11 protein-coding genes are annotated in these 15235 nt (G+C 60.2%); 5 read left to right on the forward strand and 6 right to left on the reverse strand.

Features of this window, described 5'->3' with window-relative positions; genetic code table 11:
• Nucleotides 1–169: 169 nt before the first annotated feature.
• Nucleotides 170–982 (reverse strand): glycerophosphodiester phosphodiesterase, encoded by an 813-nt coding sequence (locus GYN08_RS08570; protein WP_166273836.1) that lies wholly within the window; start codon nucleotides 980–982, stop codon nucleotides 170–172.
• A 246-nt stretch (nucleotides 983–1228) separates the two neighbouring features.
• On the opposite strand from GYN08_RS08570, the gene GYN08_RS08575 reads away from it, so the two are divergent.
• The 3 genes from GYN08_RS08575 (at nucleotide 1229) to GYN08_RS08585 (ending at nucleotide 4771) form a co-directional block, all read left to right on the forward strand.
• Nucleotides 1229–2203, forward strand: coding sequence for a carbohydrate ABC transporter permease (locus GYN08_RS08575; protein ID WP_206023654.1), 975 nt, complete (start codon nucleotides 1229–1231; stop codon nucleotides 2201–2203).
• Nucleotides 2200–3024 carry a carbohydrate ABC transporter permease gene (locus GYN08_RS08580; RefSeq protein ID WP_328802907.1) on the forward strand — a complete coding sequence of 275 codons (825 nt, stop codon included), beginning with the start codon at nucleotides 2200–2202 and terminating at the stop codon, nucleotides 3022–3024. Before GYN08_RS08575 ends, GYN08_RS08580 begins: the two co-directional genes overlap by 4 nt.
• 346 nt (nucleotides 3025–3370) lie before the next feature.
• Nucleotides 3371–4771, forward strand: a complete 1401-nt coding sequence (locus tag GYN08_RS08585; protein WP_166273761.1) for an ABC transporter substrate-binding protein — start codon at nucleotides 3371–3373, stop codon at nucleotides 4769–4771.
• An 88-nt stretch (nucleotides 4772–4859) separates the two neighbouring features.
• Here GYN08_RS08585 and GYN08_RS08590 read toward each other — a convergent pair whose 3' ends face one another.
• Entirely contained in the window at nucleotides 4860–5900 is a 1041-nt protein-coding gene (locus tag GYN08_RS08590; protein ID WP_166273762.1) for a S66 family peptidase, read from the reverse strand.
• 70 nt (nucleotides 5901–5970) lie between these two features.
• Nucleotides 5971–7287 carry an ArnT family glycosyltransferase gene (locus GYN08_RS08595; RefSeq protein ID WP_328802908.1) on the reverse strand — a complete coding sequence of 439 codons (1317 nt, stop codon included), beginning with the start codon at nucleotides 7285–7287 and terminating at the stop codon, nucleotides 5971–5973.
• A 190-nt stretch (nucleotides 7288–7477) separates the two neighbouring features.
• Here GYN08_RS08595 and GYN08_RS08600 point away from each other — a divergent pair, with 190 nt between their 5' ends.
• Nucleotides 7478–8749, forward strand: coding sequence for a mechanosensitive ion channel family protein (locus tag GYN08_RS08600; protein ID WP_166273763.1), 1272 nt, complete (start codon nucleotides 7478–7480; stop codon nucleotides 8747–8749).
• A gap of 118 nt (nucleotides 8750–8867) precedes the next feature.
• On the opposite strand, the gene ilvA is transcribed toward GYN08_RS08600, so the two are convergent.
• The gene (gene ilvA, locus GYN08_RS08605; RefSeq protein WP_206023655.1) at nucleotides 8868–10157 is read right to left on the reverse strand and encodes a threonine ammonia-lyase IlvA; all 1290 of its coding nucleotides are present in this window, start codon (nucleotides 10155–10157) and stop codon (nucleotides 8868–8870) included.
• A gap of 349 nt (nucleotides 10158–10506) precedes the next feature.
• Here ilvA and GYN08_RS08610 point away from each other — a divergent pair, with 349 nt between their 5' ends.
• On the forward strand, nucleotides 10507–11403 hold the full coding sequence (locus GYN08_RS08610) for an AraC family transcriptional regulator (RefSeq protein WP_166273764.1): 897 nt from the start codon (nucleotides 10507–10509) through the stop codon (nucleotides 11401–11403).
• A gap of 715 nt (nucleotides 11404–12118) precedes the next feature.
• On the opposite strand, the gene purD is transcribed toward GYN08_RS08610, so the two are convergent.
• Entirely contained in the window at nucleotides 12119–13402 is a 1284-nt protein-coding gene (purD, locus tag GYN08_RS08615; protein WP_166273765.1) for a phosphoribosylamine--glycine ligase, read from the reverse strand.
• Nucleotides 13403–13609: 207 nt separating this feature from the next.
• The gene (gene purH / locus GYN08_RS08620) at nucleotides 13610–15157 is read right to left on the reverse strand and encodes a bifunctional phosphoribosylaminoimidazolecarboxamide formyltransferase/IMP cyclohydrolase (RefSeq protein WP_166273766.1); all 1548 of its coding nucleotides are present in this window, start codon (nucleotides 15155–15157) and stop codon (nucleotides 13610–13612) included.
• Nucleotides 15158–15235: the final 78 nt, after the last annotated feature.

The following is a 15235-nucleotide window of genomic DNA, read 5'->3' on the forward strand; positions in this document are numbered from 1 at the left end:
TACAGCTCCTTGTCTCCGGCTTCCGCGGATCGGGCCGCCGGAGGGTGATTGAAGGCCGGTTTCTTTACGTCTTCTTTAGCCTTAACCTTAGCAAACCAAACAGGACGGCGCAATGCGCGCCGCCCTTGTTTTTACACAGACTTTACCTTTATCCCGGTTTTTTCGCCGTTCACGGCGTACGGGATTCGTCCCGCTCCGCCAGCAGACGCGCCGCCCGGTCCGGATAATCCGTAATGATGCCTGCCGTTCCCATTCCGATCAGCTCGCGCATGCGGGTCTCGTCGTTGACCGTGAACGGATGATAATCGACGCCGGCTTCCAGCGCTTCGCGCACCCACTCGGCCCGAACGGCCGGGTCGTACGCGTGCAGGGCGTCGGCGCCGATCGACTTCGCGTAGTCCCACGGCCGGTACAAACCTTCCATATACAGAATGCCGGTCCGAATTTCCGGAGCCAGTCTTTTGCACAGCGCCAGCGAATAATGATTGAAGCTCGAGATGACCGTCTGCCGTTCCAATCCGTGCGCGCGCACGGCGGCGATGACTTTCTCCTCGATCCCTTCGTAAGCGCGAAGCGTATTTTTCAGCTCGATGTTAACGACGATTCCCGTTTCTTTGCTCAGCTGCAGCAGCTCGTCCAGATGCGGGATGCGCTCGCCCATGAATTCGGGATGATACCAGCTTCCCGCATCCAGCCCCCGAATCTCCTCGTACGTTTTGTCTCCTACCCAGCCCGGCGCGCCCGCCGTGCGGGTCAGCGTTTCGTCGTGAATCAGCACGGGTTCGCCGTCGGCGCTCAGCTGCACGTCGGTCTCGATTCCCGCCGCTCCCAGCTCCACCGCCCGGCGGAACGCCGCCATCGTGTTTTCGGGACGGGTACCCGAAGCTCCCCGGTGCGCAAAAATAATCGGGGCGCCGGGTCTTCCCGCCGCCTGCCGCTTCTCCGCCTGAAGCGCGGCAATGCCGCGAATAGACTCGTTCATCATGATCGCCTCTTCTCCGGTCCGGCTGCATGCCGGGCCTCGTTGGTCTGAAATCCTTCCATTCAGTATACCCGCCCAGCGTAAAGGCGATGTTAAACGCAAACGTTTACCGTAAAATGGATATTTTACAAAAGAGGGGGTTTTTATTTTACACTGCCTTGTTAGGCTAGACATGTTTGGCCGGGACGCGACGATCCCGGCAGCACGGCATACCGACCGAACTACATAAGGAGGCACGGCATACGCATGGAAAACCGCATCGAAAACATGGAGAAGGCCGCCCCCGTTCCGCTTCAGCAGGAACAGGGCGCGATCCGCGGCAGCGAACCCGCCCGGGCGGCGAATCTGGGCCGGTTCCGGGAAGCGGCGCTGGCGGCGGTCTTTATCGCGCCCGCCCTGCTGCTGTTCGGCATCTTCCTCTTTTATCCGCTCGTCCAGTCCGTTTACCTGAGTCTGCATTCGACGAATCCGCGCGGGCAGGTGGCGAATTTCGTGGGCCTTACGAACTTCCGCAATCTGTTCAATTCGCCGGGATTCCCGAACAGCCTGATCGTGACGCTCAAGTTCATCCTGCTGACCGTTCCGGCCAGCCTGGCCTTGGCGCTCGCCTTCGCGGCCGTCTGCCGCAGCCGGATTCGGGGCATGAGAATATTCCGCTTCGTCTTCGCGCTGCCGATCGCCGTATCCGTCAGCACGGGCTCGATCATGTGGATGATCCTGTTCCATCCCACGCTCGGAACGCTGAATTATTTTCTCGGCAAGATAGGCCTTGCGCCCGTCCAGTGGCTGACCGATCCGAACATGGCGCTGCTCTCGATCTCGCTCATGACCGTCTGGATGAACATCGGCTTCCTCTTCATCCTGCTGCTCGGCGGCATGCAGGGCATTCCGGAAGAAATCTACGAGAGCGCCAAGATCGACGGTTCCGGCCCGCTGCGCACGTTCTGGCGTCTGACGCTTCCGCTCGTCTCGCCGACGCTGTTCTTCGCTTCCGTCACTTCCGTGATCGGCGCGTTCCAGGCGTTCGGACAGATCAACATTTTGACCAAAGGCGGACCGGTTAACAGCACCAACGTGCTCGTGTTCAAGCTGTACGAAGACGCGTTCGTGAACTTCCGCTTCGGCGTCGGCAGCGCGCAGGCGCTCGTCCTGTTCGCGATCGTGCTGCTGATTACGGTGCTGCAGTTCGTGTTTGCCGAAAGGAAGGTGCATTACCAGTGAAGAGCGTTTCCGCATCGCGCGTTCTGGCCTATCTGCTGTCGGCGCTGGCCGCGATTTTCATTCTGTTTCCGTTCTGGATCACGCTGTCGAACTCGCTGATGACGGAAGCCGAATCGGCGGCGTATCCGCCGAAGCTGTGGCCGACCGGGCTGCATTTGGACAATTTCTCCGGCGTGCTGGCTTCGATCCCGATCGCCCGCTTCATCCTGAACAGCTTCGTCGTCAGCAGCGTCATCACGATCGGCTGCCTGATCACGTCTTGCATGGCGGCTTATGCGTTCGCGTTTCTCCGTTTCCCCGGCAAAAAGATCATCTTCGCGCTGTTCCTGTCCACGATGATGATTCCCTGGGAAGTCGCGGTCATCCCGAACTACTTGACGGTGCGCAGCTGGGGCTGGCTCGACAGCTACGCCGGCCTGACCGTCCCGTTCCTGGCGACCGCGTTCGGCGTGTTCCTGATGCGCCAGTTCTTCCTCCAGCTTCCGAAAGAGCTGATGGAAGCTGCTCGCATCGACGGATGCGGCCATATCCGCATCTTCCTGCGCTTGGCCGTGCCGCTGTCCATGCCGGGACTCGCGACGCTCGGCGTCTACTCGTTCCTGAACCACTGGAACATGTATCTGTGGCCGCTGCTCGTCACGAGCAGCGAGAAGATGCGCACGGTCCAGATCGGCGTGAGCATGCTCCAGTTCTCCGAAATGACGGCCTGGAACCTCGTCATGGCCGGTCTCGTGCTGGTGCTGCTCCCTTCGCTGATCATGCTGGCGCTCGGCCTCGGCCGCCTCGTCGGCGGATTGACGGCCGGCGCGCTCAAGGGCTGAAACGGCGTTACGCCGAAGAATCCAAGGAAGCGGGCACGGCCGCCGTTTCCGCTGCCGCACGAACCCGGAATTTTCCGGACGGTTCGTGCGGCAGCGGAGACGGCGCTTATCCGCCCGGCTCCTCCGATCGAAACGGTCCGCGTGCCGCTTACGGGCGAAGCGCGGTTCTCGTGGAATCCGTTCTGCCCCGGCATCCCCCTACCTTGTGCGGGAAGACCGGATTTCCTGATAACCCGGACGGACACGCGAAGATAGGCGCGGCTTCGCCTTCCGCCGGGTCCTTTTTCAAGGCTTCAAAGCTTCGCCCCATACAAATAACTATTCAGAAGAGGGAGTGGGAAGTTTCATGCAAACGAGTCGTAAATGGATGTTCGCCTGCCTGTGCATGCTGATGGTGGTCTTGACCGCCTGCGGAGGAGGAAACGGCGGACAAACGGCAAGCGGTAACGGCACGGCCGAGGCCGCTTCGACAAACACGGGAGAAAGCGCAAAGACGACGGGCGGAGAACCGGTCAAAGTCGTCTGGTGGCACGCGATGAGCGGCGAACTCGGCGGAGTCGTCGACGAACTGGTCAAGCAGTTCAACGAATCGCAGGATGAAGTGGAAGTCGAAGCCGTGTTCCAGGGTACATACGACGAGAGCCTGAACAAGCTGAAAACGGCGATGGGCTCCGGCACGGGACCGACGATGATCCAAACGTACGAGATCGGCAGCCGCTTCATGATCGATTCCGGCGCCATCACCCCGATGCAGCAGTTTATCGACGCGGAAAGCTACGACGTTTCGCATCTGGAAGAGAACATTCTCGGTTATTACACGTTCGACGACCGTCTCTACTCGATGCCGTTCAACACCTCGAACCCGATTCTGTACTATAACAAAGACGCCTTCAAAGCGGCCGGCCTCGATCCGGAGAACCCGCCGAAGACGTATGCGGAAGTGGAAGCGGCCGCGAAAAAGCTCACGAAAGACGGCATGACTGGCGGATCGTTCGCGATCTACGGCTGGTTCATGGAACAGCTGCTCGCCAACCAGGGCGCGGAGCTGCTGAATCACAGCAACGGCCGCGACGGCATGGCGGACGAAGCTCAGCTCGGCCAGCCGGCCGCCGTCAGCACGGTGGAATGGTGGAAAAAGATGGTCGACGAAGGCGTGATGCTGAACCTCGGCCGCAAAACGGACGATACGAAAAAAGCTTTCGCCGCAGGGCAAATCGCCATGACGCTCGACAGCACGGCTTCCCTGCGCGGCATCGTGCAGGCGGCCGAAGGCAAGTTCGAAGTCGGAACGGCTCCGCTGCCTAAGCCGACGGAAGCCGACGCGGACAAAGGCGGCGTGGTCGTCGGCGGCGCCAGCCTCTGGATTCTGAACGACCGTCCGGAAGAAGAACAGCAGGCGGCTTGGAAATTCATCAAGTTCCTCGCCGAGCCGAAGACGCAGGCTCACTGGCACGTGAACACGGGCTACTTCCCGATCACGAAAGAAGCTTATAACGAAGATCTGGTCAAAGAAAACCTGAAGAAATATCCGCAGTTCCAGACGGCGATCGATCAGCTGCATAACACCGAGCTGACGCCGGCTACCCGCGGCGCCGTCATGGGCGTATTCCCGGAAGCCCGCCAGCTGACGGAAACGGCGATCGAAGAAGCGCTCACCGGCGCCGCAGCGCCTCAGGACGCGCTGGATCGCGCCTCGGCGGAGATCACGCAGAAGATTCAGGAGTACAACAGCACGGTCGCGCAGTAAATCTTCGGCAGATACGGGCAAGCCGTTCGTACCTAAAGCAAAAAGGAAAGGCCCGAAATTCCGGGCCTTTCCTTTTTCTTGTGTTCCCTTACTTCAACGTCTGCCTGACCGTTCCCGTCCCCTGCTCCTCCGAAAATTCCACTTCCGCCATCGCGCCGTTGATCAGCGTCAGCTGCGGCGGCATATGGCCGCAGTCGATGTCATGCAGAACCGGGACGCCGAGTTCCTCGGCCATATCGCGGTATACGTCTTCCGCCGTATAACCGCCGACCGGCGTATTGGCCGGACTGCGGCCGAACATCAGACCCGAGCAGTTCTCGAACCAGCCGGCCAGCTTCATTTGGACCAACGAGCGGCGAAGATCCGCCGTGTTCAGCTCGCAGTTTTCGAGAAACCACAGCACGGGCTCTCCGGGAATATGGGCTTCTCGGAAAGCCCGCACATCGCCGTACGGCGTGCCGATCAGATGCCGGATCACATCGACGCAGCCTCCGAGCAGCCGGCCTTTCATGCCGACATCGCCGCCCGATACGCTTCTCCAAATAGTAGGCTCCGTCAGATTGAACACGTCTTCCCCGAGACCCTCCCGCTCCGCCTCGTCCAGTTGGTGCTTCCACTTCACTTGATGCAGAGCCGACGCATGCTGTTCGATCACGCCGCCGGGCGGCGTAGTCAGCGCTTCGCGCCACTTGGCGGTCGTTTCGTCAGGGGTACCGCTGCGCAAATCGATCAGATTCGTGCCGTGCGCCGTAGCCAATCCTGTTCGCAGCGTGACGGCGAGCAGCAGCAGGCTGATATCCGAATAGCCGAGTATCCACTTCTCTCCGATCCGATCGTACTCGATATGCTCCAGCACCTCGATCAGCAGCTCGCCGCCCCAAGGCGGGAGCACCAGACCGATGTTTTCGTCCTGCAGCATCCGGTTCAGCTCTTCCGCGCGCAGCGGGGCGGGTGCCGATTTGGCTTTGTGCTGCGTCCAAATCGTATCGCCGCCGGATACGTAAAAGCCCTCTTCCTCCATGCGGCGGATCGCCTGCCTCAGCATATCGTGCAGCTCGGGCTCCAGCCCGGAAGACGGGGCCGTCACGCCGATCGTCGTGCCTTCTTTCAAAAACGGATAACGGATCATGCTCAGCGCTCCTTCGCTTGACCGGCCGCCGCTTGTAACGGGCACGACCGGACTTTTTGTTCAAGCTTACCTATTTGTTAAACGTATATCTTCCGCTCGACTTGATCCGGACCTTATGCCGCAGACGGATGAAGTCCCATGCTTGGCACAGCCCGTACGCCGCAAACGGCAGGATGAACGCGATAGTCGGATACCCATAGCGCCCGAATGCCACGAAAGGAATGTAAATGGCCGTAAAATAAGCAAAAGTCAGCAGCAGCGGCAGCATGCGGCCGAAGCGTTCCCGAATCAGCGCCCATACGAAACCGACAAACGTCACGGACATCAAAATCTTCTGCAGCGCATCCATCAACGGACGCTGGATCGGCCAGATCGGACGCCAGTAATACGGATCGATATACAGCCCTTCCAGTTTGCCGAGCGTGTACCAGCGCAGATACGTCCAAAAATGGTGAGAGAAGCCGTAGCGCAGAATGTCCAGGCCTTTGGAGATCGCTCCGTCGTCCCACCCTTTGAATAGGGTAGCCGGATCATACTGCGGGTAGGCATCGAAAAAGCCGGCCGGCGGCATCTGATAATTGATTCTGGTCCCGAGCAGAAAAGGACTGCCCGCCGAGCTGGTAAACAGGATGAAGCGGTCGAATGTCAGCATGTTGCGAATCCACCAAGGGCAGAGCAGGAGTATGAATGTCCCTGCGATCATTGCCGTAAACTTAGCCATCTCTCTGACGCTGTAACGTTCCCTCATCCACAGAAACAGCATCACACCCGGAAGCAGCGAAGCATGCGGCTTGAAGTAGGCAGCGGCAGCCGTCAGAACGCCTACCGCTATGTAAGACGAACCTTTTCGAGTCTCGGCGGCAATCATCATGCTCAGCACGAGCAGCATGCACAGCAGCCGGAAAGTCGATTCGGTCAAAATGACGCCCGAAGAGAAATAGTCCGGCGGATACAGCGCCATGATTACACACGCAACAAAGGCGACCCTGCGGTCGAACACCCGGCGGGCGATCAGAAACAGAATGTAAACGCAGGCCGCCTGCTCCAGGCATTGGAACAGCCGGAACGCGACGATACCTCCCTGCTCCCCGAACGGTCCGATAAAGGCGGCCAGCAGCAAAGGCATCCCCGGCATAATAAAGGCACTAGGCTCCGTTCCGCTATCGTGATTGATATAGGTAAGCGGTCCTCCTTCCAGCAGGGTCTGAGCGCTTCGAACATATTTCACGTCGTCGTTGTTCGGTTGGTTCAAGTCTCCCAATAAAAAATAGTCATTGTGCGCCAACACAACGAAACAGGACACCGCCAGTACGAAAGCCATGATGCCGGCCAACCAAATCCGGTCTCTCGGCCTCGTTTCCTCCGGCCTCTGCATGGAAAATCGCACGCCTTCTCTCCTCCTCGTTTCCGTCTCTCTTTCCTCCCATTCTATCCGAATTTTGTACCAGCCACAAAAAGAGCTTTCCGAATCCGCCTTCATTCTTCCCGTTTTGCGTTGCCTGCGTACAAATATCGGGTATGTAAACAAGAGATGACTTTCAGAAAATAGCAGTCTACATCAAAGGAGGTCGCTGCCCATGACATTCGTCGAATCCGTGCTGTCGGCCTTTCGGGAATTCCGATGGCTCGATGCCTTGATCGCAATCGGCATTTTCTTGTTGTTTTTGGCGTTTCGCCGATTGTTCGTGCGATACTTATACGTTTTTTTGATGAAAAGATTCGACCACGTCCGCGGAATCGTGACGACGCTCGAAGCGTTCAAGCGCCCGTTGGAAATGCTGTTCGTGCTCCTTGGCGCCTATTTCGGCGTGCGTTATTTCATCGGGGACGGCTGGAGCGCCCAGCACTGGCTGCGTCCGTTCTTCCGAACTTTCACCATCGCGCTGGTCGGTTGGGCCGTCTATCAGCTGTCCGCTTCGTCCTCGTTCCTGCTGGCCCGCATCGGCAAACAGTTCGGACAGGATAATACCAGCATGCTGATCCCGTTCCTCTCGCGTTTTCTGCGCATTCTGGTCGTGCTGCTGACGCTGGCCGCCATACTCTCGGAATGGGGCTTCAACGTTAACGGAATCGTGGCCGGCATGGGGCTCGGCAGTCTCGCCATCGCGCTGGCGGCGCAGAGCACGTTGGGCAATATTTTCGGCGGCGTCGTGCTGATTCTGGAAAAACCGTTCGTCCGCGGAGACTGGATCCAGACGCCCGAGACCCAGGGGATCGTCGAAGACATCACGTTCCGCAGCACCAAAATCCGGACGTTCGACGATTCGCTGGTCATCATCCCGAACGCCAAAATCGCCGACCAGTCCATTACGAACTGGAGCCAGATGGGCAGACGGCGCATCAACTTCAATCTCGAAGTGGGACTCGATTCCGATCCCGAACGTCTGAAAGTGGCCGTGGCGCGCATGCAGAAGGAATTCGAAAGCAACGACAACGTCGACGAATCGACGGTCCAGGTCAAATTCAATGCTTTCGCGGCCAGTTCGCTGCGCATTTTGTTCAACGGCTTCACCAAGACGACCGTATGGGCGGATTACCTGGTCACGGCGCAGGAGATCAACCTTATGATTCTGCGCGTCCTGCGCGAGGAAGGCGTCAAATTGGCGTTTCCGGCGCAGCGCGTTTTGTTCGAAGGGGAGCAGGGCATGCCGTTCGTGCCCGACGCCTCGCAGTCCGGCCCGCGGGAAAAAGACGCGGACAACCCGAGCGCGGCGGAAGAATCGGCAGAAGGCCCGCAGCCGGCCGAGCCGAAGCGTCCCTCCGGCGGGCGCTTCGATGCGAAACAGCGGGAGAACGATCGCCGCGACAGTCATTTCGCCGCGCCCAATCTGTCCAAAGGCACGGATTAAGCTTATGTCTGCCGGCTTCTTTATCGAAAAAGCCTGTCCTGAACCCGGATCAACGGGGGTCGGACAGGCTTTGTTTGGGGATGGAAGCTGATTAACTGCGGCCTGAGGACGGCTCGATTCAGATCAGCAGGCTGAACAGACTCGGATCGCGGTTCAATTCCGTGTATTTGATGCCGTGCGCGTCCATGCGGGCGATCAGCGGCTCGTAGTCTTCCCGCGTCGCCAGCTCGATGCCGACCAGCGCCGGGCCGTTTTCTTTGTCGTTCTTCTTCGTATATTCGAAACGGGCGATATCGTCGTCGGGACCGAGCGTCTTCTCGAGGAATTCGCGCAGCGCTCCCGCTCTCTGCGGGAAGTTGATCAGGAAATAATGCTTCAGCCCTTCGTAGATCAGCGAGCGTTCCTTGATCTCCTGCATCCGGTCGATATCGTTGTTGCCGCCGCTGATTACGCAGACGACGGTCTTGCCTTTGATCTCGTCGCGGTACAGATCCAGCGAAGCGACCGGAAGAGCGCCCGCCGGCTCGGCCACGATCGCGTTTTCGTTGTACAGGTCGAGGATGGTCGTGCAGACTTTGCCTTCCGGCACTTTGACCACTTCGTCGAGCATCTTCTTGCAGATGTCGTACGTCTGCTGGCCGACTCGCTTCACGGCGGCGCCGTCGACGAATTTATCGATTTCGTCGAGCGTGACCACCTGGCCGCGCGCCATCGCTTCGCTCATCGAAGCGGCGCCGAGCGGCTCCGCCCCGATCAGACGGGTGGACGGGCTCATCGTTTTGATGTACTGGGCCACCCCGGCAGCCAGACCGCCGCCGCCGATCGTGACGAACACGTAATCGGCCGGCTGTTCCAGGCTTTCCATGATCTCCATGCCGACCGTGCCGTTGCCCGCGATGATCATCGGATCGTCGAACGGATGGATAAAGGTCAGCCCCTGCTCCGTGCAGGCCTTCATCGCTTCTTCGTAGGCGTCGTCGAACGTGTCGCCGGTCAGGATGACTTCGACGCTCTTTCCTCCGAATTTGCGCACCATTTTTACTTTCTGGTTCGGCGTCGTGCTCGGCATATAGATCTTCCCGTAGATCCCGAGCGCATGGCAGGAAAAGGCGACGCCCTGGGCATGGTTGCCCGCGCTCGCGCAGACGATGCCGCGTTCGCGCTGTTCCTCGCTGAGGCTGCGGATTTTATTGTAGGAACCTCGAATCTTGAACGAGCGCACGACCTGCTGGTCTTCGCGCTTCAAGTAGACGTCGCACTGGTACTTCGCCGACAACGTGGCATCCCGGTGCAGCGGCGTGCGCACGATCGCTTCGCGCAGGCGGTGATGCGCACGAACGATGTCCTCCATCGTCACCAAGCCGCCGTTCTTCATATCGTCCGCTTCCGCGGTAGGTTCGGTTCTCATGTCGTTCTCCTCGCTCCTGGTATTGTTTCTCTATATCGCACTGCAGCGTTTTATCGAATTAAACTTAAAGGTAACGCGATTTCGCGAAAAATTCAAGTTCCGCGCGGAAAAGAAGCGTCGATCGGCCGCCCCGTTTTCCGCCGTTTTCGCGCCGTTGCCGACCGTCCGCGGTGCGGGTTCTCCGCCGAGGAAATGCGGAAGCCCCGAACTGCCGACAACGCTTCCGAAGAAGAAGAGTCCCCGCCTCCCGCCGGCCCGATCTCCCTTCCCGAGAAAATCGCAAAAACGGACAAGCGTTCGCTTTTTCGTTCTGTTAATATGAAATTACCGATCGGGAGGGAACGAAAACATGGACTATACCGCCTGCCTCCAGCGCACGCTGGACCATATCGAAGATCATCTCAAGGAACGGCTGACGGCCGAAGAACTGGCGTCGCTGGCCGGCTTCTCGCTGTACCACTTCTACAAAGTGTTCCAGTCGCGCACCGGGCTGCCCGTCATGGAGTATATCCGCCGACGCCGGCTTGCCTACGCGGCGGCGGACCTGACCAGCGGCCGCACCCTGCTGGAGATCGCCCTCGATTACGGCTTCGAGACGCACGCGGGCTTCACCAAAGCTTTCCGCAAAACGTACGGCTTGACCCCCGAGCAGTATCGAATCCACGCCACCGGCCGCGTTCCCGAGCGGGTGGACCTGACCAAGCTGGCTCAATATAACATGACCGGAGGAATGATGATGAGACCGACGATTATGACAAGACCCGAATTCAAGCTGGCGGGCTATGCCCTGGAAACCCGGATGACCGGCGAAAACATGACGGACATTCCGGCTTTTTGGAATCGCTATTTCGAGGAAAATTGGATGCATGACTTTCATGAAGTCCTGTCTCCCGTCAACCACGCCGAGTACGGGGCCTGCATCATGCTGCCGGACAAACCCGAACACTTTCTGTACCTGATCGGCGTTGAAGTAGCCGATTTCGACAACGTGCCGGAGAAAATGCAGACAGCCGTCATCCCCGCCTCGACCTACGCCGTATTCACTTCGCCCACGGCCGATCGCGACGGCGGCGCCTTCACCACGGCCATCCAAGGGATGACGACGTACGTCTATAACGAATGGTTCCCGAATTCGGGCTACGCTTATGCCAAAGGCGGCGTCGACTTCGAATTGTATGACGAACGAAGCCACGGGGATAAAAATCTCCAGATGGATCTGTATGTGCCGGTGGAGAAGCAGGAGTAGGGCAGCGGACGCCGATGGGCTGGCTTATGGAGGACCGGAGCGGCGAAGATCGGCGCGGCGCGGCGCGGGCCGGCGCGATGCAGGCTGGCGCTGCGAAGACCGGAACGGCGAAGGCGGGAGCCGCGCGGGCCGGCGCTACGAGAGCTGGCGCGGCGAAGGCTAACGATTTCTGAGCGTCGTGTCGCTGCTTTCCGCGCTAACGGAACACAGCGACCCTTAGAGCGTAAATATCGACCGCTGGAAATTCTAACGGAACCGTGTGCCCTTAAACCGGCGATTTGGCGTTTTTCGGACGCCAAATCGCCGGTTTTTGCATTCTAACGGAATCACGTTCCGTTAGAATGCAAAACGGCCCCCGAAAGGGCCGCTAAAGGAATGACGTTCCGTTAAAATGATCGGAACATCGGATCGTTCTCGTCTTCTCTTCCCGCACTGTATCGATGATCGATACAACAGTGCAGGCTTCGTCGGTCCAAGCATGAATGCAAGCGTCCCGAACGCGGCAGGTCCGCAAGAAACCGCTCCGGTTCCCCCAACATCGCTTCGCTCTCCCGGTGTCAGCCTCTTCGCCGCGATGCCGAGCTGCGCTCAGTCCCGCCTCTGCGGCTCGGTCCGCCCGGCCGCCGCTCTATCCCCGCGGCGTCAGTACACCTTCGCCGCGATGCCGAGCTGCGCTCAATCCGCCTTCGCGGCTCGGCCCGCCACCGCCGCCGCTTCACTGCCGCGGCGTCAGTGCCTTCGCCGCGATGTCGCTGCGCTTGTGCGCGCCTTCGAACGCGATCAGTTCCGACGCCTTGTAGGCGGCTTCCCGCGCTTCGGCGATGCCGGCGCCGCGGCCGACGACGCCGAGCACGCGGCCGCCGGCGGTGACCAGCTCGCCGGCGTCGTTACGCGCCGTGCCCGCATGGAAGACGAAAGCATCGCCTCCGGCTTCGGCTTCCGCGATGCCGGTGATCACCCGCCCTTTCGGATATGAGGCCGGGTAGCCTTCCGAAGCCAGCACGACGCAGACGGCCGCTTCGTCGCTCCAGCGGATTTCGACGTCCGCAAGCGTGCCGTTCACGGCGGCGAGGAAGATCTCCAGCAGGTCGCTCTCCAGGCGAGGAAGCACGACCTGGGTCTCCGGATCGCCGAACCGCGCGTTGAATTCGACCGTGCGCGGCGTGCCGTCCGGCTCGATCATGAGACCGGCGAACAGGACGCCGGTAAACGGCCGTCCTTCGCTGACCATGGCGCGGGCGGTCGGCTTCACGATCTCTTCGATCGCGCGTTCGATGATCGCGGGATCGATATGCGGCAGCGGCGAATAGGTGCCCATGCCGCCGGTATTCGGGCCTTTGTCGCCGTCGTAGACCGGCTTGTGATCCTGCGCCGCGGGCATCGCGCGGACGGTCTCGCCGTCTACGAACGCGAGAATCGACATCTCTTCGCCCGTCATGAATTCTTCGATGACGACGGTGCTGCCGGCCGTGCCGAACGCGCCGCCGACCATGGCGTCGTGCAGCGCCTTCTCCGCTTCTTCCAGCGTCTGCGCGACGGTGACGCCTTTGCCCGCGGCCAGGCCGTCGGTCTTGACGACGATCGGCGCGCCCTGCCGGCGCAGGTAAGCCAGCGCCGTCTCGTAGTCGTCGAACGTCTCGTACGCCGCCGTCGGGATGCTGTATTTCTTGAGCAGATCCTTCATGAAGGCTTTGCTGCCTTCGATCTCCGCCGCGTTGGCGCGCGGGCCGAAGACCGGAATGCTTTTGGCTTCGAACGCGTCCACGATGCCGCCGGCCAGCGGATCGTCCGGGCCGATCACGGCCAGGCCGATCCCTTTCTCCAGCGCGAACGCCGTCAGCTTGTCGAAATCGAACACGCCGATGTCGACGCATTCCGCCACCTGCGCGATGCCGGCGTTGCCCGGCGCGCAGTAAATTTTCCCGGCTCGCTGCGACCGGGCCAGCGATGCGCAGATCGCGTGCTCGCGTCCGCCGCCTCCCACTACCAAAATATCCATCAAATCCGCCCCTTTCGCGTCCTCGTGTGTTCCTTTTCCCAAAAGAAAACGCGCGCCGCTCCCGGGAAACGGTCCGCCTGTCCGCAGAATCCGCTCCGCCTGCGCGCCGCGCGTCGATCCGATCGCTGTGATACACCGTGCCTGACCGCTTCGGGTCGTCGGCGGGACGTTAATGCGCTCAGCGCTGCCGCCTCTCCTTGTTCGCTCTTAGTGCTTGAAGTGGCGCACGCCGGTGAAGATCATCGCGATGCCCGCTTCGTCGGCCGCTTTGATCGACTCTTCGTCTTTGATCGAGCCGCCCGGCTGGATGATCGCTTTGATGCCGTGCTTGGCCGCCAGTTCGACGGTGTCGCCCATCGGGAAGAACGCGTCGGACGCGAGAATCGCGCCCTGCGCTTTGTCGCCGGCCTGCTCCAGCGCGATCTTCGCGGAACCGACCCGGTTCATCTGGCCCGCGCCCACGCCGATCGTCATGTCGTCCGCCGCCAGCACGATCGCGTTGGACTTGACGTGCTTGACGACTTTCCAGCCGAACAGCAGCTGCTTCATTTCGTCTTCGGTCGGCTGGCGCTTGGTCACGACTTTGAGATCGGCGTCGCTCAGGGAGTGCACGTCGCTCTCCTGCACGACCATGCCGCCTTCGATCGAAGTCACGACATGCACGGATTGACGGCCTTCCGCCGAAGTCAGTTCGCCCATTTTAAGAAGACGGATATTTTTCTTCTTTGTGAGGATCTCGAGCGCTTCCGGCGTGAAGTCCGGAGCCAGCACGATCTCGAGGAAGATCTCGCTCAGCGGCTGCGCCGTCTCGGCGTCGATGGTGCGGTTGGCCGCCACGATGCCGCCGAAGATGGACACCGGATCGGCGCTGTACGCTTTATTGTACGCTTCGGCGATGGTCGAGCCCACGCCTACGCCGCAAGGATTCATATGCTTAACCGCCACGACGGCCGGTTCGCTGAATTCTTTGACGATCTGAAGCGCCGCGTTGGCGTCGTTGATATTGTTGTAAGACAGCTCTTTGCCGTGCAGCTGCTCGGCGGTGGTCAGCGTGCCCGCAGGCGCGAGCGGCGCGCGGTAGAAAGCGGCCGCCTGGTGCGGGTTCTCGCCGTAACGCAGATCTTGGATTTTCTCGTAAGTGACCGTGTAGCGCTCCGGCAGCGGATCGCCCGTCTGCTTGGCCAGGTAGTCGGCGATCAGGGCATCGTAAGCGGCGGTATGGCGGAAGACTTTGGCGGCCAGCTTCTTGCGGGTATCCAGCGTCGTATCGCCTTCGGCGCGCACTTCCTCGATGACTTTGCCGTAGTCGGCCGCGTCGACCACCACGCTGACGAACGCGTGGTTTTTCGCCGCGGAACGCAGCATCGTCGGACCGCCGATATCGATGTTCTCGATCGCGTCTTCGTAAGCCACGTCCGGCTTCGCGATCGTTTCCTGGAACGGGTACAGGTTCACGACGACGAGGTCGATGTAGCCGAGGCCCAGCTCGTCCATCTGCTTCTGATGCTCTTCGCTGTCGCGCACGGCGAGCAGGCCGCTATGTACCGCCGGATGCAGCGTTTTGACGCGTCCGTCCAGAATTTCCGGGAAACCCGTCACGTCGGAAATGCCGATGACCGGCACGCCTTCCTGCGCGAGCAGGTTTTTCGTTCCGCCCGTCGATACGATCTCCACGCCAAGCTGCGACAGTTCGCGGCAGAAGTCCACGATGCCCGTTTTGTCCGATACGCTGACCAGCGCTCTTTTGATACTCACGATGAAAAGTCCTCCTTAGGATGGTTGGAATGGGGAAACTCGCTCGTTGATAAGCAGCGCCCGAAGGCGGATTTTCGA

The organism is Saccharibacillus alkalitolerans (genome assembly GCF_011090185.1).
GTDB classification, from domain to species: Bacteria; Bacillota; Bacilli; order Paenibacillales; family Paenibacillaceae; genus Saccharibacillus; species Saccharibacillus alkalitolerans.

What these genes read in the sequence shown, in the direction of transcription:
- GYN08_RS08570 (WP_166273836.1), bottom strand. Translation starts at nt 982, where the DNA reads ATGAACGAGTCTATTCGCGGCATTGCCGCGCTTCAGGCGGAGAAGCGG.
- GYN08_RS08575 (WP_206023654.1), top strand. Translation starts at nt 1,229, where the DNA reads ATGGAAAACCGCATCGAAAACATGGAGAAGGCCGCCCCCGTTCCGCTT.
- GYN08_RS08585 (WP_166273761.1), top strand. Translation starts at nt 3,371, where the DNA reads ATGCAAACGAGTCGTAAATGGATGTTCGCCTGCCTGTGCATGCTGATG.
- GYN08_RS08590 (WP_166273762.1), bottom strand. Translation starts at nt 5,900, where the DNA reads ATGATCCGTTATCCGTTTTTGAAAGAAGGCACGACGATCGGCGTGACG.
- GYN08_RS08600 (WP_166273763.1), top strand. Translation starts at nt 7,478, where the DNA reads ATGACATTCGTCGAATCCGTGCTGTCGGCCTTTCGGGAATTCCGATGG.
- ilvA (WP_206023655.1), bottom strand. Translation starts at nt 10,157, where the DNA reads ATGAGAACCGAACCTACCGCGGAAGCGGACGATATGAAGAACGGCGGC.
- GYN08_RS08610 (WP_166273764.1), top strand. Translation starts at nt 10,507, where the DNA reads ATGGACTATACCGCCTGCCTCCAGCGCACGCTGGACCATATCGAAGAT.
- purD (WP_166273765.1), bottom strand. Translation starts at nt 13,402, where the DNA reads ATGGATATTTTGGTAGTGGGAGGCGGCGGACGCGAGCACGCGATCTGC.